The sequence below is a fragment of the Streptomyces sp. NPDC046925 genome, from assembly GCF_040644915.1.
In the GTDB taxonomy this organism is placed as follows: Bacteria; Actinomycetota; Actinomycetes; order Streptomycetales; family Streptomycetaceae; genus Streptomyces.
Map to the genome: position 1 here is coordinate 113,456 of NZ_JBEYWZ010000009.1, position 23,776 is coordinate 137,231.

21 protein-coding genes and 1 pseudogene are annotated in these 23,776 nt (G+C 70.8%); 10 read left to right on the forward strand and 12 right to left on the reverse strand.

Features of this window, described 5'->3' with window-relative positions; translation table 11 throughout:
* Window positions 1-86 precede the first annotated feature (86 nt).
* Entirely contained in the window at window positions 87-3,023 is a 2,937-nt protein-coding gene (locus ABZ906_RS30880) for a tetratricopeptide repeat protein (RefSeq protein ID WP_361388276.1), read from the forward strand.
* Window positions 3,024-3,238: 215 nt separating this feature from the next.
* Window positions 3,239-3,793 carry a DUF1062 domain-containing protein gene (locus ABZ906_RS30885; RefSeq protein ID WP_361388279.1) on the forward strand — a complete coding sequence of 185 codons (555 nt, stop codon included), beginning with the start codon at window positions 3,239-3,241 and terminating at the stop codon, window positions 3,791-3,793.
* A gap of 59 nt (window positions 3,794-3,852) precedes the next feature.
* Here ABZ906_RS30885 and ABZ906_RS30890 read toward each other — a convergent pair whose 3' ends face one another.
* The 5 genes and pseudogenes from ABZ906_RS30890 to ABZ906_RS30910 form a co-directional block, all read right to left on the reverse strand.
* Window positions 3,853-4,641, reverse strand: a complete 789-nt coding sequence (locus ABZ906_RS30890; protein ID WP_361388282.1) for a GNAT family N-acetyltransferase — start codon at window positions 4,639-4,641, stop codon at window positions 3,853-3,855.
* A 54-nt stretch (window positions 4,642-4,695) separates the two neighbouring features.
* On the reverse strand, window positions 4,696-5,736 hold the full coding sequence (locus tag ABZ906_RS30895; RefSeq protein ID WP_361388285.1) for a PhlD: 1,041 nt from the start codon (window positions 5,734-5,736) through the stop codon (window positions 4,696-4,698).
* A gap of 111 nt (window positions 5,737-5,847) precedes the next feature.
* Complete coding sequence (locus ABZ906_RS30900) at window positions 5,848-6,309, reverse strand: hypothetical protein (protein ID WP_361185099.1); 462 nt, start codon at window positions 6,307-6,309, stop codon at window positions 5,848-5,850.
* Between the two features lie 123 nt (window positions 6,310-6,432).
* Window positions 6,433-6,669, reverse strand: a pseudogene (locus ABZ906_RS30905) (helix-turn-helix transcriptional regulator); the annotation flags it as partial.
* 440 nt (window positions 6,670-7,109) lie between these two features.
* The gene (locus ABZ906_RS30910; RefSeq protein WP_361184766.1) at window positions 7,110-7,997 is read right to left on the reverse strand and encodes a Gfo/Idh/MocA family oxidoreductase; all 888 of its coding nucleotides are present in this window, start codon (window positions 7,995-7,997) and stop codon (window positions 7,110-7,112) included.
* Between the two features lie 222 nt (window positions 7,998-8,219).
* Here ABZ906_RS30910 and ABZ906_RS30915 point away from each other — a divergent pair, with 222 nt between their 5' ends.
* From ABZ906_RS30915 to asnB, 4 genes are all read left to right on the forward strand, one after another.
* On the forward strand, window positions 8,220-9,698 hold the full coding sequence (locus ABZ906_RS30915) for an MFS transporter (protein ID WP_361184764.1): 1,479 nt from the start codon (window positions 8,220-8,222) through the stop codon (window positions 9,696-9,698).
* A gap of 23 nt (window positions 9,699-9,721) precedes the next feature.
* Window positions 9,722-10,357: a TetR family transcriptional regulator gene (locus ABZ906_RS30920; RefSeq protein WP_361388762.1), complete on the forward strand. Its 636-nt coding sequence runs from the start codon at window positions 9,722-9,724 to the stop codon at window positions 10,355-10,357.
* Window positions 10,358-10,516: 159 nt separating this feature from the next.
* On the forward strand, window positions 10,517-11,005 hold the full coding sequence (locus tag ABZ906_RS30925) for a cupin domain-containing protein (RefSeq protein WP_361388288.1): 489 nt from the start codon (window positions 10,517-10,519) through the stop codon (window positions 11,003-11,005).
* A 187-nt stretch (window positions 11,006-11,192) separates the two neighbouring features.
* On the forward strand, window positions 11,193-13,034 hold the full coding sequence (gene asnB / locus ABZ906_RS30930) for an asparagine synthase (glutamine-hydrolyzing) (protein ID WP_361388291.1): 1,842 nt from the start codon (window positions 11,193-11,195) through the stop codon (window positions 13,032-13,034).
* Window positions 13,035-13,052: 18 nt separating this feature from the next.
* Here asnB and ABZ906_RS30935 read toward each other — a convergent pair whose 3' ends face one another.
* The 4 genes from ABZ906_RS30935 to ABZ906_RS30950 form a co-directional block, all read right to left on the reverse strand.
* On the reverse strand, window positions 13,053-13,406 hold the full coding sequence (locus ABZ906_RS30935; RefSeq protein WP_361184757.1) for a hypothetical protein: 354 nt from the start codon (window positions 13,404-13,406) through the stop codon (window positions 13,053-13,055).
* Window positions 13,407-13,616: 210 nt separating this feature from the next.
* On the reverse strand, window positions 13,617-14,318 hold the full coding sequence (locus tag ABZ906_RS30940) for an SUMF1/EgtB/PvdO family nonheme iron enzyme (RefSeq protein WP_361388765.1): 702 nt from the start codon (window positions 14,316-14,318) through the stop codon (window positions 13,617-13,619).
* Window positions 14,319-14,332: 14 nt separating this feature from the next.
* Window positions 14,333-15,568, reverse strand: coding sequence for a sigma-70 family RNA polymerase sigma factor (locus tag ABZ906_RS30945; protein ID WP_361388768.1), 1,236 nt, complete (start codon window positions 15,566-15,568; stop codon window positions 14,333-14,335).
* The gene (locus ABZ906_RS30950; protein WP_361388294.1) at window positions 15,565-15,981 is read right to left on the reverse strand and encodes a YciI family protein; all 417 of its coding nucleotides are present in this window, start codon (window positions 15,979-15,981) and stop codon (window positions 15,565-15,567) included. Before ABZ906_RS30950 ends, ABZ906_RS30945 begins: the two co-directional genes overlap by 4 nt.
* A 201-nt stretch (window positions 15,982-16,182) precedes the next feature.
* On the opposite strand from ABZ906_RS30950, the gene ABZ906_RS30955 reads away from it, so the two are divergent.
* Window positions 16,183-16,989, forward strand: a complete 807-nt coding sequence (locus ABZ906_RS30955) for an isocitrate lyase/phosphoenolpyruvate mutase family protein (protein WP_361388297.1) — start codon at window positions 16,183-16,185, stop codon at window positions 16,987-16,989.
* 18 nt (window positions 16,990-17,007) lie between these two features.
* Here the strand turns inward: ABZ906_RS30955 and ABZ906_RS30960 are convergent, their stop codons facing one another.
* The gene (locus ABZ906_RS30960; protein WP_361388300.1) at window positions 17,008-19,164 is read right to left on the reverse strand and encodes an MMPL family transporter; all 2,157 of its coding nucleotides are present in this window, start codon (window positions 19,162-19,164) and stop codon (window positions 17,008-17,010) included.
* A 148-nt stretch (window positions 19,165-19,312) separates the two neighbouring features.
* Entirely contained in the window at window positions 19,313-20,716 is a 1,404-nt protein-coding gene (lpdA, locus tag ABZ906_RS30965; RefSeq protein WP_361388303.1) for a dihydrolipoyl dehydrogenase, read from the reverse strand.
* A 263-nt stretch (window positions 20,717-20,979) separates the two neighbouring features.
* Between lpdA and ABZ906_RS30970 the strand changes: the two genes are divergently transcribed.
* The 3 genes from ABZ906_RS30970 to ABZ906_RS30980 all read left to right on the forward strand — a co-directional run bounded on the left by ABZ906_RS30970 (window position 20,980) and on the right by ABZ906_RS30980 (window position 23,158).
* On the forward strand, window positions 20,980-21,828 hold the full coding sequence (locus ABZ906_RS30970; protein ID WP_361388306.1) for an SAM-dependent methyltransferase: 849 nt from the start codon (window positions 20,980-20,982) through the stop codon (window positions 21,826-21,828).
* A gap of 265 nt (window positions 21,829-22,093) precedes the next feature.
* Window positions 22,094-22,969, forward strand: coding sequence for a TauD/TfdA family dioxygenase (locus tag ABZ906_RS30975; RefSeq protein ID WP_361388771.1), 876 nt, complete (start codon window positions 22,094-22,096; stop codon window positions 22,967-22,969).
* 21 nt (window positions 22,970-22,990) lie between these two features.
* Complete coding sequence (locus ABZ906_RS30980; RefSeq protein ID WP_361388309.1) at window positions 22,991-23,158, forward strand: hypothetical protein; 168 nt, start codon at window positions 22,991-22,993, stop codon at window positions 23,156-23,158.
* Window positions 23,159-23,168: 10 nt separating this feature from the next.
* Here the strand turns inward: ABZ906_RS30980 and ABZ906_RS30985 are convergent, their stop codons facing one another.
* A complete protein-coding gene (locus ABZ906_RS30985; protein ID WP_361388312.1) occupies window positions 23,169-23,696 on the reverse strand; it encodes a GNAT family N-acetyltransferase in 528 nt (175 codons plus the stop codon).
* Between the last annotated feature and the right edge of the window lie 80 nt (window positions 23,697-23,776).

Genomic DNA, 23,776 nt, shown 5'->3' on the forward strand with positions numbered 1-23,776 from the left:
TGCACACCGCGGAGCCCGCCGGTCCGGCCACCGCCCGGCGTAGCGTGGCTTACCCCGGTATGGGGTGTCTGCCGAGGGAGGGATCCATGTCCTCTGAGCCGATTCTCGTCGTGCAGCAGTCCCCGCCCCTCACCGTGCAGAAGTCCGCGCCGAAAGGCGTCAGCAGGTTCATCGGCCGCGAGGAAGAGCTGCGCAGGCTGATGGACGCCGGAGGCGCCACGCGCAGCTGCCCCGTCCGCGCGGTCTACGGAATGCTCGGCGTCGGCAAGAGCACCCTCGTCGCGGAGGCCGCCCGGAACCTCGTGCACGACTTCGACGAATGCCTCTACATCGACCTGCGCGCCTCGTGCCCCTGGCCGGTCCATCCCTACGACGCCGTGGCCGGGCTGCTCAGGGCCTGCGGAATGGACCAGGGGGACGTAGCCAGGGACCTGGCGGGCCTCGTCGAGCAGTGGCGTGTGCACGTGTCCGGCAAGCGGCTGCTCCTGATCCTCGGCGACGCGGACGAGGAGCAGGTCGAAGCGATCGCACCGAACTCCGACGACTGCCTGGTCCTGATCACCAGCCGCAAGCAGCTCGGCGGAGACCTGGTCGACGATTTCGTCTTCCTCGACGTGCCGGGACCGCAGGAGGCGGCACGGCTGTTCCTCGCCCTCGCCGACCGCAGGCCCGCTCGGACGGACGCCGCCGCCGTGGCCGAACTGGTGGAGTTGTGCGGCCGGCTGCCGCTGGCCCTCGCCGTCCTCGCCAATGTGCTCAAGCAGCGCAGGACCTGGACGATCGCGAAGCTGCGGGACGACTTCGTCTCGCGGCCCGGCATGGTCAAGGGCGGCGACTGGGCCAGGCGCGTGGATCAGACCCTGCTGTTCTGGTACGACCAACTGCCCCCGGAATCCAAGTACTTCCTGCGCCGTCTGGCGCTGCACCCCGGAGTGGAGTGCGACCGCTACGCCGCGGCGGCGCTGGGCGGCATCCCCGCGGAGGAGGCCGACGAACGCCTCGACCACCTCTACCGCGGCCACCTCCTGACGGAACGCGCCGCCGACCGCTACCGGATGCACAAGCTCGTCCGCGATCACGTGTACGCGCGGGCCCTCGAGGTCGACCCGCCCGAGGTCCGGGACGCGGCGACGGCCCGGCTGCTCGATCTCTACGAGTACACGGCGGACATGGCCGGACGCCACTTCGACCGCCGGGCGCGCCCGGCAGGCCCGGTCCCCGCCCCGGCGTACGGCCACCCGCCCCTCACGAGCCGGGCCGACGCCGCGGCCTGGCTGCGCTCCGAGTGCCCCAATCTGCTGTCCTGCGCCGAATACGCCTACGAGAAGGGCGAGACGGCGGAGTACGAACGTGTCGTACGCCTGGCCGCGGCCATGGCGGAGTTCCTGCGCCAGCGGGGGCCCTGGGACCGGGGGATCGCACTGCACGACCGTGCGGTGGCTTCGGCCCGCGCGTCCGGAGACGCCCTCGGGCAGGCCAGGGCGCTGTTCAACAAGGCGAACCTGCACTTCCGGCGCGCCGAACGGCTGCCGGACTACGAGGCGGTGGACGAGCTGCTGCGCGCGGTGCTCGCACTCTGCGACGAGACGTCGCGGCACCCTTCGCCGAGGGCGGACCCGGAGACCGCCAGGATCATCGAGGCGGAGGCGCACTCCCTGCGCGGGCACGCCAAGTGGATGACGGACGACGCGGGCACCGAGGACCAGATCCGCGTCGCATTGAGTGCCTTCCGGGCGGCCAAGGACCAGTTGGGCGAGGCCGATGTCTGCAAACAGCTGAGCGATCTGCTGCGGATGACACGGCCGGAGGAGGCGGAGGCGCTGGCGAAGCGCGCCGTGGAACTCTGCTCCGAGATGCACGACGAACTGGGCGAGACCAACGCACTGGACTCGCTGGGCCTCGTCGAGCTGTTCAAGGGCGAGGCGGCAAGTGCGGAGGGGCAGTTCAGGGACTGCCTCGCCCGCTATCGCGGACTCGGATCGAGGATCGGCGAGGCCAACAGCCAGCTGCACCTGGCCAGGGCCCTGCGCCTGATCGGACGGTACCGACTCGCGCGCGACGCCGCCTGCGAGGGCCTGGCCGTCTATGAGGAACTGGGGGTGCGCCAGGGGCAGGCGAACGCCCTGGAGGTGTACAGCTCGGTCCTGCGCGTGACGGGCCAGCTGTCCCTGGCGGCACGGCACTCCAAGAAGGCCGTGGAGATCTACGGCGAGCTCGGCGAGAGCCTGGGCAAGGCCGAGGCCCTGGACGGGCTCGGCATCGCGCTGCGCCTGAAGGGCAAGTACGGGGAGGCCGCCGGGCACCTCGAGGAGTCGGCCGCACTGTACGGCCGGCACCGGCGGCCCTTCGGCAAGGCCGAGGCACTGAGCCACCTCGGCGTGGTGCTGCGGCTGACCGGTGAGTTCGAGCGCGCGGCGGAGCTGCTCCGCGAGGCGCTCAGGGAATTCAGGCAGGTCCATCACCCCTTCGGCCAGGCCAACGCCCTCCAGCAGCTGGGCACGATTCTTCGGCTGACCGCGCACGACCGCACGGATTACAAGGCGGCCGACGAGCGATTCGAAAGGGCCGAGGAGATCTTCGTACGCATCGGCCATCCGCTGGGCCAGGCCAACGTGAAGGCCGGACGCGCCCTGGTCAAGGACGCTCTCGGTGATCCGGCCGGAGCGCAGCGCGGCCTGGAGGACTCCTTGCAGCGGTTCAGGGACCTCGGTGACCGGCTGGGCCAGGCCGAGGTGCTCAACCACCTCGGCGAGCTGCTGCTGTCCACGTCCGACCCGATCGGCGGTCTCGCCCGGCACCGGTCGGCCCTCAGGGCGGCGCGGCAGGTGCAGAGCCCGCTGGAGCAGGGGCGCGCCCACCACGGCGCCGCACACTGCCTCCTGATCAACGGCAGCGAGGCCGAAGCCGCGGTGGATCTGCGACAGGCGGTGCGGATCTTCACGGACATCCGTGCCTTCGAGAACCACCGGATCGACAGGGAACTGGCGCAGCTGGAGGGCCGGTTGGCCGAGCGGGGCCACTGACCACCCGCTGATCACCACCCGCTGATCACGCACGCGGAAATCCGGTGGAAGCACGCGTCCGTGCCCCGTTACGGTGCTGCCGAGCCACACCGCCGAGGCAAGGACGTGCCGTTGTACACCAAGTGAGACCTCCCGAGTGCTGATGTGTCGCGCGTCGCGCCTGTGCGCCGCGCTTCTTCCTGCTGCGGACTTCTCACTGGAACCGGTGTACTTCTGTGCTCAAAATCTGGGTGGTCATGCCCACCTGCCTGCCGATCGTCCTGCGCCGCTGCCACGGCTGCGGCTCCGGGCGCTTCGAGGCGAACGGAAAATTCCGTGTCAACGCCCATCACAAGCTCATCGATGCCTGGCTCCTCGCGCTGTGCACCGTCTGCGGTGACACCACCAAGGTCACGGTCCTGGAGCGGGCGAACGTGCGCTCCGTACGGCCCGCGCTCCTGGACCGGATGCACGACAACGACCCCGCTCTGGCGGCCGAGTTGCTCCAGGACCCGGCCCTGCGGCGCCGCAACCGCATCGCCCTCGACTGGGACGGCGCCTGGCGCCTGGATACCGGCGGCGGCCCGGACCAACCGGGGGAGGGCGAGGCGATCGAGGTCTCGGTCCGTTTCGCGGCGCGGGTCCCTGTCCGGCCGGTTCGGCTGATCGCCGAAGGGTTCGGACTCCCGCGGGCGGAGGTCGAAAGACTGCTGGCCGAGGGGAATCTCGTGTCGGCGGTCCGCCTGGGCGGCAAGCTCTCCGGCGACTTCACCTTCACGTTGAAGCGCTGATGCGTTGATGCGCTGATCCGCTGAAGCCGCGGCCGTGGCCGTACGTTTGCCGGCGCCCCTCAGGGCCGGTAGACGTACGGCGTGGTCACGCTCAGCGGTGCGAAGCCCAGGCGTTGCAGGATCGGGCGGCTGTCGTCGGTGGCGTCGACCTGGAGGTAGCGGTAGCCGCGTTCGGCGGCGATGCGGGTGCGGTACGCGATCAGGGCGCGGTAGATGCCCTTGCCCCGCCACTGCGGTGCGGTGCCACCGCCCCAGAGGCCCGCGAAGTCGGTGCCGGGGCAGAACTCGATGCGTGCCCCGCACACGGGCACGTCGCCCGCCATCGCGACCACCGCGACGACGGCATCGGGGGTCTCGGTCAGCTGGGTGAGGACCCGCGTGGCGAGCCGTTCGCCGAGTCCCGCGCCGTCCTGGCCGAACGCCGCGTCGTGGGCGTCGCCCATCAGCCGCGCGCCGGCCGCGTCCGTCACCGGCAGCAGGGTGATTCCCTCGGGCAGTTCGGGCTCCGTGGACAGTCCCGCGACCTCGGCCACCATCACGGTCTCCGGCGGCTCGGGGACGAATCCGGCCGCCCGCAGCCGGTCGGCGAGGTCGGCAGGGTGGTCGTGCGAGTGCAGCTTCCACTCGAATTCGCGCCCCAGAGAGGTGTAGTACCGCACCTGCTCGGCGATGACGCCGTCCGCTGTGGTCTCGTCGATGTCCGCCCAGTGGACGCCGTTCCAGTCGTGCTCGGCGCCGGTCTGCCGGACGACGGCCCCGGCCCGCTCGACGCGCGCGCCCGGACTGTCCGTCCGCGCCTCGCGCCGGATCTGCCGGTCGTACGCCGCCCATACCGCTTCGTGATCCATGCGGGCACTTCAGCAGCGGGGGTGGTGCGCGGCAACTGATTTACCGGGCGGGGGTCAGCTCTGCCAGTGGCAGCGCAGCGCCGCGGTGGCGAAGCCGGGCCCGAAGGCGACCATCATGCCGCGGGCGCCGTCGGCGGGGGCGGCGGCGTGGGTGCGTTCGAGCACCCTCAGGACGCTGACGCCGCCGAGGTTGCCCTCGTCGGCAAGGGTTTCGGTGGAGTGGCGCGCATCGTGGGGGGCGAGACCGAGGGCCTCGGTGGTGTCGGCGATGATGCGGGGACTGCCGGGGTGGATGACGGCGAAGTCGGGGGCCCGGGGGCCGTGCCAGTTCATGACGGCGGGCAGCACGTCGTCGGCGGCGGTGAGGGCCTTCTTGGTCGAGTCGAAGTGAAATCCGTCGGTGGCGATCCGCCCCTGGTAGCGGTCGAGACTGTCCGGCAGGACGTACTCGAAGCTGTCGTCGATCGCGATCCCGGGCCCTGAGGGTTCGTCGGTGACGATGGCCGCGGCCGCGGCGTCTCCGAACAGCGCCTTGTAGATCATCGATTCGATCGTCGAGTCGGCGTGGTTGTAGATCGTGGAGATGACCTCGGAGGCGACCACCAGGACCTTGCTGCCGGGGCGGGCGGCCACGAGGTCGGCGGCACGGAGCAGTGCCTGGGCGCCACCGGCGCAGGCCAACGTTGTCAGGGCGATGCGCCGGACGGTGGGGCGCAGTCCCAGGCGGGCGGAGACATGCACGTCCAGGTTGGGCACGGCCCAGCCGGTGACATGCGCGGTGACGATCGCGTCGATGTCCGCCGGGGCGAGGCCCGCGGCATCCAGGGCGGCATGGGCCGCACGCTCGGCCATGTCGACGGCGTCCCGGAACGCGGTCTCGGCCCGCTCGGTGATACCGGCAGTGCCCGTGATGCAAGGGGTGTCGAGGGGGCGTGTGAAGTAGCGGGTGTGGACGCCGCAGTTGCCCACGACACGGAGAATGGCGGCGAGCCGCGGATGGTCGGGATGGTGCGCACGTATGTCGTCCGCGATCTCAGCGGTGGTGACCTTGTGGTCGCCGAAGACGGTCTTGGGTCTTGAGACGTAGGCGGGCACGAGGCTACTCCCACTGCTGGTCGGAGGTGGGGGGCGTGCGGCACAACGTACTTCACCGCGCTGGATTGATCCCCCTCCGGCAGCCGGAGTCTGTGAGGGCGTGACGGCCGGTCAGCGAGCCCGCAACATGGGGGCGCGCGTGTGGGCGCGCTTCTCGCCGGGATGGAACACCATGATGATCAGCCGGGCGCCGGGCGCCGTCATGGGCTGCGCCGCGCACATGGTCAGCCAGCCGGGCCCCTGCTGGGCGTGGTAGAGGGGGCGCTCGTCGCCGTCCGGGTGCGAGACGAGGGAGCCGGCCCCGTAGAGAGGAGCGGCTTCGGGGTCTTCGAGGACTTCCTTCTCTATCTGGCGCAGGACCTCGTCGTCCGGCCGTGCCGCGAGCGCGGCACGCAGCTGTGGCAGGACCATGGGGGCCCAGGCCGTGTGCCAGTTCGTCAGGGACCGGCGTCCGTCGGGGTCGAGGAGCATCCATCGCATGGTGTTGCCGGGCACGGCCCCGTGGGCGAACAACTCGGCGAACGGTTCGTTGTAGGCGAGCATGTCCCAGGACGCGTCGGTGACGTAGGCCATGTGCCCGATGCTCTCGACCGCCTCCTGCCAGACTCCCGGGATTTCCTTGCCGGAGGACTGATGGAGTGGCCCCGGAGGCTCCTGCAGCAGAGCGAAACGACAGAGGGAGACCCACTCCTGCTCATTGAGCCCGAACAACAGCGCGACATCACGCAAAAGCGAGGCGGGCGGATTGGGATAACTGCCAGATTCCAGGCGGTGATACGTCCCGATAGCCCGGTGCAACAGCTGGTCGACCTGATGTTGGGAGAGGCCGCGGGCCCGTCGCCCCTGGCCCGTGGGGCGGCTGAAGCCATGTGATTCGGGGGCAATGAGGGCGCGTCGTTCGCGGAGCAGAGCGCGGAGCGCCGTCTTGTTCATGGTGGGTAATCCCTCTTGGTGCACGCCGAGTTGAGCATCAGCAGTCTAAATATTCTCACCAGCTTTGGTAGTAAAGATTGCCCGAAGAAAAACGATCAGTCGATGCTGCATCATGGACGAAGCGGGACCGCCGACCTGGGAGTTACCTCGTCGGTGGGCACGCGGACACAAGTGTGGGGCATCTTGTCCGGGGAGCTGGAAATTGGCTGAAATTCCTCGGCGCCGGGTACCCCCTAGGCCTACTGGGCCGTTGCGGGAAGAGTATGGATCGGTTGTTCGTATTCCGATGTGTGTGGTCGGAAACGTCGCACTCGGCACGTACGGCGCGACTTCCCGAACCGGTTCCTGGGCCCACTGGCTGCGGCCGGTGCCGTCACTCGCCATTACGTAGCGGCCACGGTACCGGCCGCCCGCAGTCATACCGGGCGGACCCGCGAGTATCAGCCCGCGGAGAGCTGCTTCTCCGCCAACGCCAGGATCTCCGTCACGCGCAGCCCGAATCGCACGTCACATGCGTGCGGTTGGCCGGATCGTGCCGATTCGACGAGCGCGTCGACCGCCGAGCGGAACGCGTCGAGCGCCCCGCCCCCTGACGGCATCGAGGCCGTTCCCGTCTCGCCGCGAAACTCCACCGTCACTCCCGACGCCTTCGGCGGCGTGGTCAGACTCAGTGTCGCCGTGCTCGAAGCCCCCTTGCCGTGCCGCAGGATCAGATGCACCAGGTCCGCGCGGCCTGCCGCCGCCGTCACCGCCGTGACATCGCCGAGCACCGGCATCAGGACGGACAGGGCGTGCGGGCCGACGTCCCACAAGCCGCCCCGCTGCGCCCGCCACGGCGAGGAGAACGGGCTCGACCCGTCCGGCGCGTAGAACGAGCTGTACCAGTCGGCGCGCCCCGCGAACCAGTCGTCCGTGGCCGCCTGCTCCGCCACCCAGGCCGACGTCGGCCCGGCGAAGCGCAGCGTGAAGAAGACGACGGACGCCACGCCGGCCGCCTCCGCCGCCGCCGCGAGGTCACGTGCCGCGGCCACGCTCGTGGCCACCGGCTTGTCCAGGAGCAGATGGCAGCCCGCCGCCGCGGCCCGCGCGGCCAGCGGCGCCTGCACGTCCGGCGGCACGGCGAACGCCACGGCGTCGCTCGCGGCGAACAGGTCGTCCACGTCCGCGTACGCCGTGGTCACGTGCGCCGCCGCGAGCGCGGACGCCGCCTCGGAGCGCCGCCCCCACACCCCGCTGAACTCCACGTCCGGGTGCGCGGCGAGCGCCGGAGCGTGCGTGGACGAGGCCCAGGAGCCCGTGCCGACCAGCCCAATTCGCAGTCTCTTCATGAACGGCATTATGGCTGACTCCATACCGCCGGGGATGGCGACGCCCAGTGCGCGCAAGGCAGTTGGCCGCACTTCGCCGTGGAGTCCGCGTCATGCATGGCTGGATCTCGATTCCGAACAAGGGGGTGGTGAAAGCCCATTCACCCGCTATGGTGAATTCATATTCACTTCGCTTCGCCCTTCCTTCACTTCTCTGGACTTTGCGCCGGTGCTGGAGAGATCATGAAGCTCGTCCCGATATCTTCCGCGGACGGCGCGGGCATACGCTCCCGCCTGACGGTTCCGGTCCTGGCCTTCGGCGGCATTCTCATGGCGGTCATGCAGACCGTGGTCGTGCCGCTGCTCCCCGACCTGCCGCGCCTGACCGGCAGCTCACCGGGCGCCGTGTCCTGGCTGGTCACCGCCACCCTGCTGGCCGGCGCCGTCCTCACGCCGGTGCTCGGCCGTGCGGGCGACATGTACGGCAAACGACGGGTGCTGCTCGCCGCGCTCGGCCTGATGACCGTGGGCTCGACGCTCTGCGCGCTCACCTCGGACATCCGGCTGCTGATCGCGGCCCGCGCGCTGCAGGGCGCGGCGGCGGCCGTCGTACCGCTGTCGATCAGCATCCTGCGGGACGAACTCCCCCCGGAACGGACCGGTTCGGCGGTGGCCCTGATGAGCTCGACCGTCGGGATCGGGGCCGCGCTCGGCCTGCCGCTGGCCGCGCTGATCGTGCAGTACGCGGACTGGCACGCCATGTTCTGGGCGACGAGCGCGCTGGGCGCCGCCGGGCTCGCCCTCGCCTGGTGGACCGTACGGGAGTCGCCGGTCCGCTCGCCGGGGCGCTTCGACACAGGAGGTGCGCTGGGCCTCGCCGCCGGGCTCGTCTGTCTGCTGCTCGCGGTGTCGCAGGGCGGGCAGTGGGGGTGGGGCAGCGCTCCCGTGCTCGGTCTGTTCGCCGGGGCCGCCGTCGTCCTCGCCGTGTGGTGGCGCCAGCAACTCCGGTCGAAGCAGCCCCTGGTGGACCTGCGCCTGGCCTCCGGCCGGCGGGTGGCGCTGCCGCATGTGGCGGCGCTCCTGGCCGGATTCGCCTTCTACGCCAACTCGCTGGTCACCGCCCAACTGGTGCAGGCGCCCGTCGCCAGCGGCTACGGCCTCGGCCTGTCGATCGTGGCGACCGGCCTCTGCCTGCTGCCCAACGGCTTGATCATGCTGGTGCTCTCGCCCGTCTCGGCCCGCGTCTCCACCGCCCACGGGGCCCGCGTGACGCTGGCCATCGGGGCCGCCGTCATGGCGCTCGGCTACGTCGTGCGCATCGTCGACAGCCGTGACCTGTGGGTGATCGTGCTGGGGGCCGCGGTGGTCTCGACGGGGACGACGTTCGTGTACTCGGCCCTGCCCACCCTGATCCTGCGGGCCGTGCCCCTCGCGCAGACCGCGTCCGCGAACGGCGTCAACGTCCTGATGCGCACCATCGGGCAGAGCGTGTGCAGCGCCGCGGTCGCCGCCGTGCTCGTCCGGCACACCAGCACGCTCGACGGGGTGCCGGTACCGACCCTGCCCGGTTATCAACTGGCCTTCGCGATGGCCGGGACCATCGCACTCGTCGCCTGTGCCACGGCCCTCGCCATACCCTCGGACGAGGCATCCGACGGCCCGGCGCCGACCGCCGGGCGGCCGGGACCCGCGCAGGAGACGGCCATGGAAGGGAGAAGCTGAACGCCTTGAACACCTCTGACGCCATGACCGCACCGGCCTCCGGCACGGCACCGCAATCCCGGGCACCGCAACCTCAAGCACCGCAACCCCGGGCAGGCGACACCGGGCCCGCCCGCCGCGACGCCGAGGCGACGAAGGCCGCCATCATCCGCGCCGCCCGCCATCTCCTCGCCCGGCACGCACACGCCGACATCACGCTCAAGGCGGTGGCCGAACGGGCCGGTGTGAGCGCCCCGCTGATCCTCAAGTACTTCGGCAACAAGGACGCCCTCTTCGCGCGCGTCATGTCCTTCGAGGCCGACGCCGAGGCCCTGCTCGACGCGCCCCTGGCCGGACTCGGCCACCACATGGTCCGTCATCTGCTGACCGGGCAGGCCGAGCACGGCGCCGACCCCATCCTGCGGATCGTCTTCGCCCCGCTCCACCGCGAACAGGGCGACACCCTGCGCGCCAACTTCCGCGCCCAGGTGGTCGACCGCCTCGGTGAACGCCTCACGGGGCCGGACGCGGGCGTGCGTGCCGAACTCGCGGTGAGCACGCTGCTCGGTCTGGGCGTGATGTACGGGATAGCCCGCGGACCCCGGGTGCGGGACACGCCCATCGACGAGATCACCGCGCGGTACGCGCCCGTGGTGCAGGGTTTCCTCACGCCTCAGTGATGCTCCGTGCGCCGCGAGCCCGTACCTCTCGGCACTTACCTCTCGGGGCGCGTACGGCGCACGCGTCGCCGCGGCTGCGTATCGTCGGCCGTGCGGTCGCGCCGTGTGCGCCGAAGCCGAGAGCCGAGGGCCGAGCCGCCGACGGAACGGAGAGCACGCATGAGCGAGGCGAAGGAACCCCCGTACCTGGCGCGCGAGCTGGGCATGGAGCCGCACCCGGAAGGGGGCTGGTTCGTGGAGACCTGGGCCCCGGACCACTCCTTCACGCCCACGGGCTACCCCGGCACGCGCAAGGCGGCCACCGCCATCTACTTCCTGCTCTGCCCGGGCGAGGAGTCCCGCTGGCACGTGGTGCGCTCCGACGAGATCTGGCTCTGGCACCGCGGCGGCCCCCTGGACCTGCGCCTGGGCGGCGACGGCGACCTTCCCGTGGAGGGCGCGGCCCCGATGCGCCTGGGTCCCGGTATCGAGCACGGCGAGCGCCCGCAGATCCTGGTGCCGGGCGGCGTATGGCAGGCGGCGCGCCCGACCGGCGACGAGCCGGTCCTGGTGAGCTGCGTCGTCGCACCCGGCTTCGACTACGCGGACTTCCGGCTGGCGGACCGAGCCGGCGCGCACGGGCAAGGACCGGTCGAGAGCACTTCCTAAAGCGAGCCTAAAAGCGCAGGTGAGAGCCCCTTTTGGGAAGTCTTTGCCGTTGGCCGGAATGTGCCGTTCCGTGTTACCGGCCCATTGACCGTACGCAACAGGGAGGCGCACGCTCACCACATAGCTGCTAGCTACACCTACTTCTCGGGGTGACGGCTCGCAGGCGGCGTGAAGCAGGAGGTTGCGCATGTGTGGCATTACTGGCTGGGTCTCCTTCGACCGTGATCTGCGGTCCGTGTCCGGCACCCTGGACGCGATGACCGAGACGATGTCCTGCCGCGGCCCCGACGACCGCGGTACCTGGATCGAAGGCCCCGCCGGACTCGGGCACCGCAGGCTCGCCATCATCGACCTGCCCGGAGGGCGCCAGCCCATGACCGCGCGGACGCCGCGCGGCACCGTCGCCCTCGTCTACTCGGGAGAGACGTACAACTTCACCGAACTGCGCCGCGAACTGACCGGGCGCGGCCACCGGTTCACCACCGAATCCGACACCGAAGTCGTCCTGCGCGGCTATCTGGAGTGGGGCGAGGCGGTCGCCGAACGGCTCAACGGCATGTACGCGTTCGCGGTGTGGGACGGACGGCACGACAAGCTCGTCATGATCCGCGACCGGATGGGCATCAAGCCCTTCTACTACTACGAGACCCCGGACGGCGTCCTGTTCGGCTCCGAACCCAAGGCGATCCTCGCCAACCCGCTGGCCCGCGCCCGGGTGACCACCGACGGTCTGCGGGAACTCTTCACCATGGTCAAGACGCCCGGTCACGCCGTGTGGGACGGCATGAACGAGGTCGAGCCCGGCACCGTCGTCACCGTCGACCGCGGCGGCCTGCGCCGCCACGCCTACTGGCGCCTCGAGACGCGCCCGCACCCCGACGGCCGCGAGGAGTCGGTCGCCAAGGTGCGCGAGCTCCTCGACGACATCGTGCGCCGCCAGCTCGTCTCGGACGTGCCGCGCTGCACCCTGCTCTCCGGCGGCCTCGACTCCTCGGCGATGACCGCGATCGCCGCGCGTCAACTGGGCGAGACGGGCGAGACCGTACGCAGCTTCGCCGTCGACTTCGTCGGCCAGAGCGAGAACTTCGTCGCCGACGAGCTGCGCCCCACCCCGGACACGCCCTACGTGCACGACGTGGCCAAGGCCTCCGGCACCGATCACCGCGACATCGTCCTGGACTCGCACGCCCTCGCCGACCCCGAGGTACGGGCCAAGATGATCCGCGCCCGCGATCTGCCCATGGGCTTCGGCGACATGGACGCCTCGCTCTACCTCCTCTTCCGGGCCATCCGGGAACACTCGACGGTCGCGCTCTCGGGGGAGTCGGCGGACGAGGTCTTCGGCGGCTACCTGCAGTTCTTCGACGAAGACGCCCGCAACGCCGACACCTTTCCCTGGCTGGTGCGGTTCGCCGAGCACTTCGGCGACGACGCGGACGTCCTGCGCCCGGACCTGACTGACGCCCTCGACCTGCCCGCGTACATCCAAAGCGGCTACGACACGGCGGTCGCCGGGATCCGGCGCCTCGACGGCGAGAGCGACTTCGAGTTCCGGATGCGGAAGGTCTGCCATCTGCACCTGACCCGGTTCGTGCGCATCCTGCTCGACCGCAAGGACCGCGCGAGCATGGCCGTCGGCCTCGAGGTGCGGGTGCCCTTCTGCGACCACCGCCTGGTCGAGTACGTCTACAACGCGCCCTGGTCCCTGAAGTCCTTCGACGGCAGGGAGAAGACCCTCCTGCGGGAAGCGACGGCGGACGTCCTGCCGCGCTCGGTGTACGACCGCGTCAAGAGCCCCTATCCCTCCACGCAGGACCCCAAGTACGCCGTCGCCCTCCAGGAGCACGTCAAGGACCTGCTCGGCCAGCCCGCCCACCCGGTCTTCGACCTCGTCGACCGGGACCGGGTGGCGCGGGCGGCGGGACGCGACGTACCGCAGATCACCCAGGCGTCCCGGCGCGGCCTCGAGCGCACGCTCGATCTGGCGATCTGGCTCGAGCTCTACAAGCCGGAGATCTCCCTGGCCTGAGGGCCGCTGCTGCGGGTGTCACTGCCCGGAGCAGCTGCGGACCGTCGGCTGCGGTGGCACCTGCTCGTCGGCGCCGGGTTCCACCGTGGCCGCGAGCGTGTCCAGGAAGCGCTGGAGTGCGGGAGTGCCGCCGGCGCCGGGGCTCCGGCGGACGGGCGGCACGGGCGCCGGCGCTCCGGAGCCGCGCCGGGCACCGGTGGTGGGGCAGGGCGGCTGTGCGGCGTCGGCGGGGCAGGGGGGCTGCGTGGCGTCGACGATCACGGCCCGGCGTATGAACTCATCGACCGGGAGGCCGAGCTGGTCCGCGTTCCGCAGGACCGTTTCGTACTCGTCGGGCGTGAACAAGACCTGCACAGGCTTGGCACCGTCCATGAGCGCATGATGCCGTCCGGAGGTGCGCCGTGCGGTGCGGTTGGCATATTCGCGCTCGAAGGCGTGAAACGGAACGGAATGGACATGAACGGTCGGAAATAAATGTAGGCCCCGGCCGGACGGGGGAATCGCGGTCGGGACCTACGTACTGTTCAACGATGAACCAACCCTCGGTGTTCCCAGGTCGGGGCCCTGTTCATGTGAGCTGCGTTACGTGCCTGACGGCGTGCCGGAGTCGTTCACGGGTGCCCCGTCGGCGCCCCGGGAGCGCGCGACACGGAACCCGACATCGTCGATCCGGAACGTCGGGTGGCTGCGGCGCCGCACCGAGGCCCGGCAGCTCCAGTGCTCGTCGAACCACCCGCCGCCCCGCAGGACCCGATAGGTGCCGTAGACCTCGGGGTCGTAGAGATCCCAGCACCACTCCCACACGTTGCCCAGCATGTCGTGCAGGCCCCACGCGTTGGCCTGCTTGCCGCCCACCTCGTGGATCCGCCCGGAGCCGTTGGAGCCGTACCAGGCGATCGCGTCGAGCGGCCCGTACCGCGCACCGCCCGTACCGGCCCGGCAGGCGTGCTCCCACTCGGCCTCGGTCGGCAGCCGGTAGCCGTCGGCGGCCGTGTCCCATTCGGCACCCTCGGCACCCTCGGCATCAGGTCCGAGCCGGTAGGCGGGCGAAAGGCCCTCCCGCAGGGACAGGGCGTTGCAGAACCGCACCGCGTCCAGCCAGGAAACGCCCTCCACGGGCAGCCGCGCGCCGGTCGCGCTGCTCGGCCGCGCACCGGTGACGCGCTCGTACTGCTCCTGCGTGACCGGGAACGGCGCCAGGTCGTATGCCGCGACGTCGACCGTCCAGCTGCGCTGCGTACGCCGGTCCGTCAGCGTCACCTTTCCCGCCGGGACGCCGATCATCTCGTTCTCCGTACTCAAGTGGACAGCAGGCGGGCCGCACGCATCTGCAGGTAACGCGTCTCGGGGATGCTCAGCGTACGCTTGGCCGCCAACTGGTACGCGGTGCGGGCCGCCTCGGTGTCGCCCGCACGCTCCAGGAGATGGGCGCGCACCGCGTCGAGCCGGTGATGGCCCGCCAACCGGTCCTCCAGCGAAGCCACTTCGGCGAGCCCGGCACGCGGCCCGTGCACCATGGCGAAGGCCACGGCCCGGCTCAGCTCGGCCATGGGCTCGGGAGCGCGGCGCACGAGGATGTCGTAGAGGGCGAGGATCTGCGGCCAGTCCGTGTCCTCGGCGCGCGGCGCCTCGTCGTGCAGCGCGGCGATCGCCGCCTGCAACTGGTAGGCGCCCGCGGGGCCTTGGGACAGGGCCTTCTCGACCAAGGCGGAGCCCTCCTCGATCGCGCGCCGGTCCCAGCGCGCGCGGTCCTGCTCGTCCAGCGGGATCAGCTCCCCGTGGGGGCCGGTGCGGGCCGCGCTGCGGGCCTCGGTGAGCAGCATCAGCGCGAGCAGCCCGGTCACCGCGCCGTCCTCGGGCAGCAGCCCGCGCACGGACCGGACGAGACGGATCGCCTCACGCGCCAGGTCGGCGCGGTGCAGGGCGTCGCCGGAGGTCGCCGTATAGCCCTCGTTGAAGATGAGGTAGAGCACCTGGAGCACCACCGCGAGCCGCTGGTCACGGTCTTTTCGGCGCGGCTGCTCGAAGGGCACCCCCTTGACCTTCGCCTTCGCCCGGCTGATCCGCTGCGCCATCGTCGCCTCGGGCACGAAGTGGGCGCGGGCGATCTCGGCCGTGGTCAGGCCGCCGACCGCGCGCAGCGTCAGCGCGACCTGCGCGGCCGGGCTCAGCGCGGGATGGGAGCACAGGAAGAGCAGGGTCAGGGTGTCGTCCTCGGAGGGGGCACGGCTCTCGCCCGGCGGCGGCGCGGTGAAGGCGTCCCGCGGCGACAGCTGCGCGGCCTCCTCCTCGCGCCTGCGCCGCGCCTCGTCGCTGCGCAGCTGATCCATGAGCCGCCGCGACGCCACCCTGATCAGCCAGCCGCGCGGGTTGTCGGGCACGCCCTGCGCGGGCCACTGCCGGGCGGCGGCGAGCAGCGCCTCCTGCACGGCGTCCTCGGCCTCGCCGAAGTGCCCGTACCGGCGTACGAGCGCGCCGAGGACCTGCGGCGCGTGCAGGCGCAGCAGGTCCTCGGTCGCGGATGTGGCGTTCAGGACGCGTCTTCGGGGCCGCCCATGATGGGGCGGATCACCACGGGGTAGAGGGGCGAGCCCGCGGGGACCGGACACTGCTGGATCCGGTTGGCGATGTCGGTGACGCGGTCCAGGCTCTCGCACTCCAGGACCCAGTAACCGGCGAGTACTTCCTTCGTCTCGCCGTAGGGACCGTCCGTGATGACCGGGCGGCCTTCCTTGTCGACGTCGACCAGGCGGGTCTGCGCGGGCTCGGACAGGCCCTGTCCGTCGACCAGCTCACCGGACTCGGCCAGGTCGTTGTTGAGCGCACCCATGAACTCGAACATCGCCTGCAGGTCCTTCTCCCCCCACGCCGGACTGGTCGCGTTCGCCTTGCCGCTCTGCGCCTCGTAGTCCGCCTGCGTGCCCTGGACCATCACCAGGTACTTCATGACGTTTCTCCTCGACTTGTGCGGTGGTCACCCCTTGTGGGCAACTCTCACAGGGGACGTCGGGGCCGGCCACCTGTTCTCGACATCACGCCGGAAGAATTTCCCGGCAATTTTTCGAGGGGCCTGAGGGGGCTGCCGCGCACCCCCTTCCAGCAGGACGTTTCGGTGGTCGACGAACCGTCGCGGGGCTACCGTCCGGGCATGACCCACGCAGATCGAGCCGACCAGTTCCGCGCCCTGCACCGCACCGGCGAACCCCTCCTCCTGCCCAACGCCTGGGACCACGCGTCCGCCGCCGCGCTCGTGGGCGCGGGGTTCTCGGCGATCGGCACCACCAGCCTCGGCGTGGCGGCAGCCGCGGGCAAGGCGGACGCCACCGGCGGCACACGCGAGGAGACCCTGCGCCTGGCCCGCGGCCTGGCCCGGCTGCCCGCGCTGATCACCGTGGACATCGAGGGCGGTTTCAGCGAGCGGCCCGACGAGGTCGCGGAGCTCGCGGCGGAACTGGCCCGCGCGGGCGTCGTGGGCGTGAACATCGAGGACGGGCGCCCGGACGGGACGCTGGCCGGCACGGCACCGCAGTGCGAGCTGATCAGCGCCGTCAAGGAGAGCGCCCCCGACCTGTTCGTCAACGCGCGCACGGACACCTACTGGCTGCGCGCCGGGGGAGCGGAGGAGACCGAACGCCGGGCCGCCGCCTACCAACAGGCGGGCGCCGACGGCCTGTTCGTCCCCGGCCTCCAGGACGGCAAGGCCATCGCGGCACTCGTCGACGGCGTGCTCGACGTCCCGCTGAACATCCTCTTCGCGCCCGGCGCCCTGACCTACCGGCGCCTCGCGGAGCTCGGCGTGCGCCGGGTCAGCAGCGGCTCGCTGCTCTTCCGCGCCGCACTGCACGCCGCCGTCGAGGCGGCACACTCGATCGGCGGGGGCGGCGCCGTGCCGGACGACCTGCCTTCGTACGCGGACGCTCAGGCACTCTCCGCGGCGTACGGCGAAGGGGCGTAGGGCGGTGTCCATGGCGCGCTAGCTTCGCGTGCTGCCCGCACCCGACGGGCCGCTCTCGTCCCGCCGTTCGCCTGGCTCGCGCTTCTCGTCCCCGTGCCCCGGCCACCACGCCGCGTGCCCGATGAGGGCCGTCAGCGCGGGCGTGAAGATCATCGCCATGACGAAGGCGGCGATGAGGATGCCGAAGGAGAGGGAGAAGCCCATCTGGGAGAGCGTCGAGTTGCCCGCGAGCATGAGGGTCGCGAACGTGCCCGCGAGGATCACGCCCGCCGAGCCGATCGTCGGGCCCGAGTGGCGCACCGCCGTGCCCGCGGCGTCGTGCGGGGTGCGGCCCTCGCGGGCCTCCTCGCGCAGGCGCGACACCATCAGGATGTTGTAGTCCGTGCCCAGGGCGACGACGAACAGATACATGATCACGGGCAGCATGAACATCAGGCCCGGCTGGCTGCCGATCTGCTGGAAGAGCAGCGAGGTCGCGCCCAGGGTCGCGCCGAAGCCGAGGGCGACGGAGAGCATCAGGTACCAGGGAGCCACGAAGCTGCGCAGCAGCAGGCCGAGGATGACCATGATGGCGAGCGCGGCGACCGGGAAGACCACCGAGTAGTCGCGGTCCACGGCCTTGTTGATGTCGACGTACACCGCCGTCGTGCCGCCGACCAGTGCCTCGGTGCCAGGCGGCGCGTCCTGGTGGGCGGTGGGGCGCAGCCGGTCCTTGACCGTCTCCAGGGCCCGGTCGGAGGCCGGAGGGTCCGAGAGGATCACGGAGAACGACGCCGTCGTACCGTCCTTGCTCGGCTGGGCGGCGGAGACCTTGCCCACGCCCTTGACGTCGGCCAGCTGTGCCCGGAAGGCGGCCGTGCGCGCTTCGGGGAGCGGGCCGTCGTCCTTGGAGGTGAGGTAGACGGAGGTCGGGTCGGTGGAGCCCGCGGGGAAGCCCTTCTGGAGGTTGTCCAGGGCGACCATCGATTCCTTGTCCTTGGGCAGCGAGGAGCCCGCGAGGTCGAAGTTGGCGCGGTAGCCGAGGGCGCCGAGGGCGAGCGCGCCCATGAACAGCGCCGACACCAGGGCCCAGACGGCGGGCTTGCGGGCAATGGAGGTGCCGAGCCGTGCGAAACCGGTGCCCTGCGGCTCCTTCTGCCACGACTTCGAGGGCCAGAACACCTTCGTGCCGAGCAGCGAGACGACGGCGGGGACCAGTGTGAGCCCGGCAAGGAGCGTCACGAAGACCGCGATGGCCAGGGCGGGGCCCATGGAGCGCAGCATGCCGAGCGAGGAGAGCGTCAGGGCGGCGAACGCGACGATGACGGCGCCGGCCGCCGAGGTGATCGCCTCGCCGACCCGCTCGACGGCGTGCACCATGCCGCCCTTGGGGTCCTCGCCCGCCCGCAGCGCCTCTCGGTAGCGGAAGAGCAGGAAGAGGATGTAGTCCGTGCCGACGCCGAACAGGACGACGGTGAGCAGTTCCTGGATGGAGGAGTCGGCCTTCATGTCGAAGGCCTTGTTCGCGGAGGCGATCAGACCGGTCGCCATCGGCGAGATGAGGCCGATCAGGACCACGGGAAGCAGCGCGATGATCGGGCTCCGGAAGATCACCAGGAGCAGCACGATGATGATCACGATCGTGCCGACCCCGACGAGCAGTCCGGCGCGCTCCGAGGCGTCGCTCTCGTCGAGCGCCTGGGCGGCGGAGCCGGTGATCCCGGCGGACAGGTCCGTGCCCTTCAGCTCGGGCCCCAGATCGGACCGCAGGTCCTTGACCGCGTCCTGCTGAGCGGTGTCCTCGGGGTCGGTGATCTTCGGCATCGCGACGACGGACGTCTGCACGAGCTTGTTGGGCGAGACCGCGCCCGGTACGACCGCCTGCACCTGGGAGATCTTCCTGGCCTGCAGGTCCTTGGAGATACGGGCGACGTCCGCGGAGTCGGCCGCCGTCAGCGTTCCGCCGTCGGAGCGCTGGAAGACGATGATCGCGCCGACGTTCTGCTGTTTGGGGAACTCCGATTCCTGCACGTCCGCCGCGCGGATGGACTCGTAGTGGTCCGGCAGGAAGCTCGCCTCGTCGCTGCTTGAGGTGAGTTTCGGCGCCAGGGAGATCACGGCGCCGGCCGCCACGATCCACGCCAGGATGATCCACCACGGGCGACGGACCACGAATCGACCCAGGCCAGAGAACATCGGCTGCTGCCTCCCTCGCCCCCGAGGCGTAACGGCGCGTTCTGACCAAGGATCTTCCGGACGGGGCGGCCCCGCCACTTGAGCCGTTCGGCGCAAGGGCGGGGCGGGCCGGGGCGTGCCGGGGAGGGCCGGGGGCGCCCGGCTGCCGTCAGAAGTTGATCATGTGCCCGGCCAGGCCGTGCACCGCTTCCTTGACGGCCTCGCCGAGCGTCGGGTGCGCGTGGACGTTGCGCGCGACCTCGTGCACGGTCAGGTCCCACTGCTGGGCCAGGGTCAGCTCGGGAAGCAGCTCGGTGACATCCGGGCCGATCAGGTGGGCGCCGATGATCTCGCCGTACCGTGCATCGCTGATGATCTTCACGAAGCCGGTGGTGTCGCCGAGGCCGTGCGCCTTGCCGTTCGCCATGAACGGGAACTTGGCGACCTTGACGTCGAAGCCCTTCTCCTTGGCCTGCGCCTCGGTCCAGCCGAAGCTGGCGATCTGCGGCTGGGAGTAGGTGGCGCGCGGGATCATCGGGTAGTCGAGTTCCATCGTCTCGGCGCCGGAGAGGGTCTCGGCGGCCACGACGCCCATGGCCTCGGCGGTGTGCGCGAGCATCAGCTTCGCGGTGACGTCGCCGATGGCGTAGATGTGCGGGACGTTCGTCCGCCCGCGCCCGTCGATGTCGATGGCGCCGCGCTCGGTCAGCGCCACGCCCGTCGCCTCCAGGCCGAAGCCCTCGACGTTCGGGGCGAAGCCGATGGCCTGCAGGACCTTGTCCGCCTCCAGGACCTCCTGCTTGCCGTCCTTGCCGGTCACCGTGACCTTGACCTGCGGGCCCGACTCGTCGATCGACTCGACGCGCGTGGAGGTCTTCACGTCGATGCCGAGCTTGCGGTACTGCTTGGCCAGCTCCGTCGAGACGTCCGCGTCCTCCAGGGGTGCGATGCGGTCCAGGAACTCGACGATGGTGACCTTCACGCCGTAGTTGTGCAGGACATAGGCGAACTCGATGCCGATGGCGCCGGCGCCCGCGATCACGATGGACTGCGGCACGCTGTCGGCGAGGATCTGCTCCTCGTACGTCACGACGCGCTCGGAGCGCCGCGTGCCGGGCAGCAGCTTCGGCGTGGCGCCGGTGGCGATGATGCAGTTGTCGAACGTGATCGTGTCCGTGCTGCCGTCCGACTTGGCGACCTGGAGGGTGTTCGCGTCGAGGAACGTGCCCCGGCCGTCGAACTCCGTGATCTTGTTCTTCTTCATCAGGAAGTGGACGCCCTTGACCCGGCCGTCCGCGACCGTGCGGCTGCGGTTGAACGCCTCGCCGTAGTCGAAGGACACGTTCCCGTCGACCTTGATGCCGTACGTCTTCTGCTCGTGCGTGAACAGATGCGCCAGCTCGGCGTTGCGCAGCAGCGCCTTGGTCGGGATACAGCCGACGTTGAGGCAGACACCTCCCCAGTACTTCTCCTCGACGACCGCTACCCGCTTGCCCAGCTGGGCGGCACGGATGGCGGCCACATAGCCGCCGGGTCCTGCTCCGAGCACGACGACGTCGAAGCGGTCTTCCATGGGGAGGTCCTCTCTGGTGGTACGTCCGGTGGTGCGTATCGGGTGGTACGTGACGCGCGCACGTCCGATCATGCGCCATCCGGACGCCTCCCGGGCGGGTGGGTGTCGGATGTCATGCCGGCCGTTCCGGGCCTTTTCCCCAACCGCCCCCGTGGGCAGGGGTGTTGGTGATCGGTACCGGGTTCACCCGGCCGTGGTCCGGGGGATAGTGTCGCCGTGACGAAGCAGGAACCACGTCCCCCGGGAGAGGCGGAGAACGCGCTGTGGCCGCAGAAGACCTGTCGACAAGATCGTCCATACCCTTCGACGTGCCGACGTCGGCACGTGCCTACGGCTGGATGCTCGGCGGCAAGGACAACTACGCGGTCGACCGCGAATTCCTGCTCCGGACACTGCCCGACTTCCCCGAGTGCGTGGACATCGCCCGGCAGAACCGCGAGTTCCTGTTCCGCGTCGTACGGCATCTGACGGAGGCGGGGATCCGCCAGTTCGTCGACATGGGCTGCGGACTGCCGACCGACGACAACGTCCATCAGGTCGCACGGCGCTTCGCACCGGACACCCGTGTCGTCTACGTGGACATCGACCCGATCGTCCTCGCGCACGGCAGGGCGCTGCTCGCCGACGACTCCACCACCACCGTCATCCACGGCGACATGCGGGAACAGGACGCGATCCTCGGCCATCCCGACGTGCTGCGCCTCATCGACTTCGACGAGCCGGTCGCGGTGCTCTTCCTGTCGGTGGTCCACCACCTCACCGATGCCGACGGCCCCCGCAGCGTGCTGCGCACGATCATCGACCGGGCCGTGCCCGGCAGCTACCTCGGCCTTTCGCAGGTCGTGGCCGACGACCCGGCCCGCGGCGCCGCGATGAGCGCGCACATCTCCGGCGGCGGAGTGCCCTGGCAGACGCGGACCCCGGCCGAGGTCGACGCCCTCCTCGACGGGCTGGTGCCGGTCGAGCCCGGCCTGGTGAATCTGGTCGACTGGCGCCCCGACGAGGACCAGCCGCCGCTCGCCCCCGTCCACGAGGACCTGGCCCCCTATCTGGGAGCCACCGAGCACAACAAGGGGATCTACGAGTACGGGGGTTTGCTCCGCAAGGCATAGCCATACACAATGGCCTGCATGATCCAGCACCTGACCGCAGCCGAGCGGACCTTCATGGTCCCGTGGCGGCGCGGGTGCGAGCGATCGGGTCGCTAGCTGCCCGGGAATCCGGCTCAAGCCGTCCGGAGTTCCCACTCCGTGACGCCACCCGTTCACTCACGACCGAAGGATCACCATGGCTGTGATTACCCCTGCCGTCCCGTCCGCGTCTCCCGAGTCCGCCGCGTCTCCCGCGCTCCGTGACGCGCGCGTTCCCGCCGACGGCATGTACGAGGGCCGCCGCACCCTGCGCCGCGTCCCCGAGGGCTGGGAAGAGCGCCCCTACGAACTGATCGACGTCGTCCCGCAGGGACGCATCATCGGCGCCGAGATACGCGGCGTCGACCTCGCGCGGCCGCTGACCCCGGCGCTGCGCGAGGAGCTCAACCGCGCCCTCCTGGAGTGGAAGGTGCTCTTCTTCCGGGGCGCGAACATCACCTCCGAGCAGCAGCGTGCCTTCGCCCTCAACTGGGGCGAGCTGGAGACCAATCCGCTGCTCGCGCGCGGCTCGGCCGAGGACGTCGTCCGGTTCGACAAGGGCGGCAGCGCCACCCCCACGTACGAGAACGTCTGGCACGCCGACGTCACCTTCCGCGAGAAGCCCGCGCTGGGCGCCGTCCTGCAGCTGCGCGAGGTGCCGCCGGTGGGCGGCGACACCATGTGGGCGGACATGGCGGCCGCGTACGACAACCTCTCCGACGAGGTGAAGGCGCGCATCGACGGAGCGCAGGCGGTGCACGACTTCATCCCCGGCTTCGTCCGCTTCTACGGACCCGAGAAGCTGATCCCGCTCCAGGAGCAGTTCCCGCCGGTCACCCACCCCGTCGTGCGCAGGCACCCGGAGACCGGGCGCAAGATGCTCTTCGTGAACACCTCCTTCACCACGCACATCGTGGGCATGGAGCGCGCCGAGAGCGACCGGCTGCTGGGCTACCTGGTGCGCCAGGCGCAGGTCCCCGAGTACCAGGTGCGGTTCACCTGGCAGGCGGGTGACGTCGCCTTCTGGGACAACCGCTCCACCCAGCACTACGCGGTCGACGACTACGCCCCGCAGCGTCGCGTGGCCGAGCGGGTCGCGATCGCGGGCGACCGCCCGTACTGACCCTTTCGCGGACGGACCCTCATGTCAGCCGCAGCGCGCTTCCCCTCGACTCCCGAGCCGATCCACGTCCCCGACGCGGTGCTCGAAGGCCTCGGGGCGCGACTGCGGCTGACGAGGTGGCCCGACGACACGGGCAACGACGACGGGTACTGCGGCGTCCGCCGCGGCACGTTCCGCGTCCGCCGCTGAGGCAACGCAGTCAACTCCCGAATTCCCGCTGCCACTTGACCTCGCCGTCGTGCCACTGATCCGTGCGGACAAGTCCCGCGGCGGTGGCGACGGCGGCCGAGGCCCGGTGATCAGGGTGGACGTGCGCGATGACGCCGCGCACGTCCGGCTGCTCCGCCAGCCACCCGACGAGACCGCGGGCCGCCTCCACGGCAAAACCCCGCCCCTGCCAGGGAGTTCCCACCACCCAGGCGATCTCGGCGACGAGTGCCCCGCCGTCACCACCGGGCCCGATCGTGGCCTGCACCGTCCCGGCCAGAGCCCCCTCGTCACGCAGCCGCAGCACCCAGTTGCACCAGGAGACCGCCGGATCGGGCGCCCCGCCGATCATCCGCCGGTAACGGGCACGAAGGGCCTGCGCATCGTCCGGAGCTCCGCCGATAAAGGAATGCAGGGCGGGATCGGAGAGCACATCGGCCATCTCGTCGGCATGCTCGACCTGAAGAGGTACGAGGGCGAGGCGGGCGGTGCTGATGTCCCGGGCGTGGATCTTGGTCATGCGTCAGGGTAGCCGGGCGCGCCACGGGCAGTGCCTTGGACGTCGCTCGGGGCGGCGTCCAAGGCGTGCGGCGGGCGGGA